This window comes from Polaromonas sp. (genome assembly GCF_041689105.1).
Taxonomy (GTDB): Bacteria; Pseudomonadota; Gammaproteobacteria; order Burkholderiales; family Burkholderiaceae_C; genus Polaromonas.
In genome coordinates, this window is the sequence record NZ_JBDNGU010000238.1 from 1 (window position 1) to 4233 (window position 4233).

General features: G+C 53.2%; 2 protein-coding genes and 1 pseudogene. 1 reads left to right on the forward strand and 2 read right to left on the reverse strand.

All coding sequences use genetic code 11. The features are described 5' to 3' along the window. Positions 1–109: transposase (locus ACESMT_RS21780; RefSeq protein ID WP_372824689.1), on the forward strand; the 109-nt coding region annotated here is incomplete at its 5' end. 19 nt (positions 110–128) lie between these two features. On the opposite strand, the gene ACESMT_RS21785 is transcribed toward ACESMT_RS21780, so the two are convergent. Together ACESMT_RS21785 and ACESMT_RS21790 are read right to left on the reverse strand one after the other, a co-directional pair. After that, a complete protein-coding gene (locus ACESMT_RS21785; RefSeq protein WP_372828680.1) occupies positions 129–2192 on the reverse strand; it encodes a DUF2971 domain-containing protein in 2064 nt (687 codons plus the stop codon). Between the two features lie 387 nt (positions 2193–2579). After that, positions 2580–4143, reverse strand: a pseudogene (locus ACESMT_RS21790) (IS91 family transposase). Positions 4144–4233: the final 90 nt, after the last annotated feature.

Sequence of the window (4233 nt, forward strand, 5' to 3'; positions counted from 1 at the left end):
CAGCGCCATCCAGCTCATCAAGGCCAATGCCCGTGGGTTTCGCAGCTTCACCAACTACCGGGCAAGAATTCTGTTTCATTGCGGTAAGTTGGATTTGGGTTGGGCGTGAGGAAAAAATCACAGTGAAATTAACGAAGAGCCTTTGTTTCTATATACAGCTTTTCATAGAGGTCTTTCGGCTGGCGCTTGAGATGCGGTGAGTCGAACGGTAAAGCAACTATCATGCGGACCTCCTCCTCTGTAGCATATTCTTTGTCTTTATAAAGATAAAGGAGCTCGCTGATTATTGTTACAACTAGTCTGCGTATTGCGGTTCGGTGTTCATCTCTGTAATTCGGCTTTTTTAATTCCAGGTCCAATTCCTGCAAAGGAACAGACAGCTCCAGTAGCGTTGTTTCGGCGCTTATCTCGTCGTAACAAACCTTATATAGCGGACTCCCATCTGAACGATTTTCAGTATTTTCTTCCGTTTTGTCTGGCGATACCTTTTCGGACTTTTTCAGAAAGGCAGTTACTGGCGTGAGAACGCAGAATCCATTTCCGTCTCGCCCATAGGCACGCCACAAATCGAGACGATCTTGAACCAGTGAAAAGGATCCGACAAAAGTCCAAAAGTCATGAGCCTGCAAGTTTATTGGGGTCTCAGGGTTAATTGGAGTGTTGGGTTCTTCCGTGAAAAAGGGCTGGAGTGGATTGAGTGATCCTTTAAACTTTTCAGACTTGAGCCGGATTAATTTTTGTCCTTCGCTTGGATCGTTAACGTAAGCGACATTAAAGAGCCGGAGCGAATTCTTATCCGCCTCTTCGGCAGACAGCATGCTTTTCAAAGCGGTACTGTCAGTGTAGTGCGCAATCGACTTGGCTACAGCAGGTATGGAATGTCGATCCGTTCTGATTTGAATAACCTGTTTCAGAAGACTTTGGAGCGTTAGGCAAAGCTTTTCAAACAATGATTTTTCAAGACGACATTCATCGAGTGTTTTAGCGATCAGCGCGTCCTTGTTGCCAGCGTTAACCGCCCTATTTATCCAGATTGAAAAGTCGAGAGACACAGTCTCATCTTTCTTGCGCGCATCCATCGCCAAGTCGTACATTGCCTCAGGATGTCCAGCTTGTGCTGATTTTTCAAGGTATTTGCCAGAATTTTCCGGGTTTTTCTCGGTTCCGATCCCGACTCTATAGGCAGTCGAAAGTTGGAATATCGCTTTAGCTAACGCCTGCGGCGGTACTTTTTCATCCTCAATCAGACCGGTTTGATCAATGGCTCCGTCTGTTTTTTGAAGCCACTCAAAATAGTCGATATGGTGCGGCGTCATTCCTGATGTCATTTCACCAAAACTTGCAAGATGCTCACAGATGATTTCAGGTAATTTTTTGCCCGACACTTCAGCCTGCTTTTCCTTGGCTTTCGCCAGGGCTGAAACTGCAGCTTGGGCTGCCAACACTACTGTCGCTGCCGCTTGCGTCGACGCGCCATTTAGTTCGTAGGCGTCAGCAAGTGTTGATAGTGCGAGTGGATAGTCTTCAAAAGCATAATTCTCCTCAGTTGATGGAACCCCTTCTTGCGGCATTGCGGCAAGTGCCGCCTTTTCGGCTGAGAGTGCCAATTCTAAAAATTGCTTCAAATCCCTTTTTACAACTTTTCCAGTTTTGAACGCTAGCGCAACTTCGATCATGGCATCTGGCACCTTTTTATCCGCCATTTTCTCAACCAACTCAAAGGCCTTCTTTTCAGATACTTTTCCCAAAAGGGGGTCACGATGAGCTTTTGCTAATTGAATCATGGCTTCCGAGAAATACTTCGGATTTTCTGCCGCCTTAGTCATCCAATAACGAAACTTGACTACATCCTTGTTGGTTCCCTCGCCATCGCGATATGCCATCGCAAGGTCAAAGTACAAAGTTTCGACATCTTGCTCAGCACCTTTTCTCAACCATTCAAAGGCAGCTACCTTGCTTGGCTCTACACCTCTGCCTCGCTGGTAACTATCAAGTACATGATTAATGGCATCATCGATTTCGAAATTCAAAGCACAATTCTTTGCCCAAGCAAATTGCTTTACGCTGTTACCTTCTCTTTCTTCCCGCCCGCATTTATAAGCCTCCGTCCCCGGTTTGTAGTTTCTGTAATCTTTTTTCTCATCTTTAAGTTCGCATTTTTCAAAAATGTCTCTGAGTTCTGAGTCGTTCACTTAGGCTCCCTTTTTGCTCATTTAAATTAAGTGCATGTAAATAGTTTCTTTTGAAAGACAGCTAGAGCATGCACGCGACATGTCACCAAAGCTCCCAAATTACACGCTTCTATTAGTTTGGTCGCTTTAGCAATTCCTCGGGTGGATTTGATGCCGCAAGCACAGTACTTACTCGCACTCTAGCTTTTATGAACGCACTTAACGGATAGGACTTCCAACCGCATAAGGCCAAGTATCGCACCCCAAACCGCCCTGATAAAACGGGTTTCCCTTGAATTGCCCGTCTGAATCCGCAAGAATCTGCACCCCATCATCCCAAACCACGCATCGGGCTACCCACGGATACAGCCCTACCCCGGCGCAGTCGTCGCGCCCCCCTTTTCAGGTTCACCAGTCCGTGCGCTGATCGTTGATCGTCGGGATAGTCGGGCGGTGATTGGTTTGCCAGATCCCAGTCCGGTAAAGCCTCAATACCCTCCCCCGTCTCCTGCGCACCACACTCGTCCCACAGCGGTGGCCCGCGTGCCGGGGTGATGCGCGGCGCTTCGGGTTCGACGCCGATGTGCTCCAGAATCTTGTGAACATCGGCGCTGAACGTAATGAAAGCAATGATGCGCATCTGGCCCCCGCACATTGGGCACAGCAGCGGGAACACCTCGTAGATACGCGCGATCAGTGCCGCCCACAGGTAGTGCGATGGTGGGCGCGGTTTGGGTTTGACTTGCGGCTCGTTTGGAGCGCCTGCGCCCGGCTGCACAACCACGGGGCAGCTTACGACCACTTGCGCTGGCGCCACAGGCACTGGCAGCGCGGCCTGCGCTTGTTGCGTCGCCGCAGCACGCAGTGGCGAATTCGGAGCCAGCACGCCGTAATAGCGGTGTCTGTGGGTGCGCGGTGGCGGCACCAGTTGGGCAATGCGGTTGATCAGCTCCAGGGGCGTGAGCACCAGTTCACCCGAATACTTGCTTGAGAGCAGTGGCTCTGTGTGGCCTTTGCCGCAGCGGTAGACCAGATCAGCGCCGCGCTGTTTGAGACGGTCCATGGCAAAGGGCGGACGGGCACAGTAGCGAAGCAGGCGCTCCAGCCCAGCACGGTCTGCTGCCTCGATACGCACCCCGGCATCGACCGAGAAGCCACCGCCGTGGCTGCTGGAAGCTGCACGCTCGGCCATGTCTTTGGCGCCACAGGCCTCAATGTGGCCGCGTGCCACGAAGGCGCGCAGGATGCGTTTGCGCACGTTGGCCTGCACCAGTGAAATTGCCGCCTCATCCAGTCCAGTTGCCGCGTGAAAAATCACGCCGTCTGGCAACTCCTCAAACACCCCATCGACCACGCAGACATGAAAGTGCACATGCGTGTTCAGGCTGGAGCCAAAGCGGTGGATGAAGGCGACCGCGCCCAGGTGCAGGCTGGCGAGGTCACACTGTGCTGCACCTGGGCAATGGGTCTGCAAACTCTGCTGCACCACGCGCAGGAAGATACGCAGCGCCGCATTGAGTGCGCCCTTGTCACGCTGCAGGTAGTAGCGCAGGCGCTTGGGCACCGGCAGCACCCACTGGCGCACCGGCAGGCGGGGGAATACATGGTCCGTCAGGTGGGCTGCGGCCTCGGCCATGCGCCGGGTGTTGCACGATGGGCAGACGCCGCGGCCTTTACAGGAGAAGGCGACCAAAAAATCGTCACCGCAGTCCTCGCAACGTACCCGCGCAAAGCCGTGGGCAAAGATGCCGCATTCGAGGTATTTGCGAAACGCCTTCTCCACATACGCGGGCGGTGTGTGGTGATCACCCTGGCCGTCAAACTGGCCCGCGCTGGAGAGCTCAAGCCAGGTCTCGAAGTGTTCAGCAATCGTGCGGTACAGCAAGGTGCGCTCGGGGTGGCGGGGGTTGTACGCTTTGGTGGGCTTGGTGGGTTTAGTGGCCGCAGCAGGTTGGGCAGCCTGGGCGTGCAGCGGGGCATGCTGGTGCCCACGCGGGTGCTGGTGAAAACGCTGCGGTGATCGGTGGGGCGGGCCTTGCATCGGGCTGCGCAAGTCTGGTCA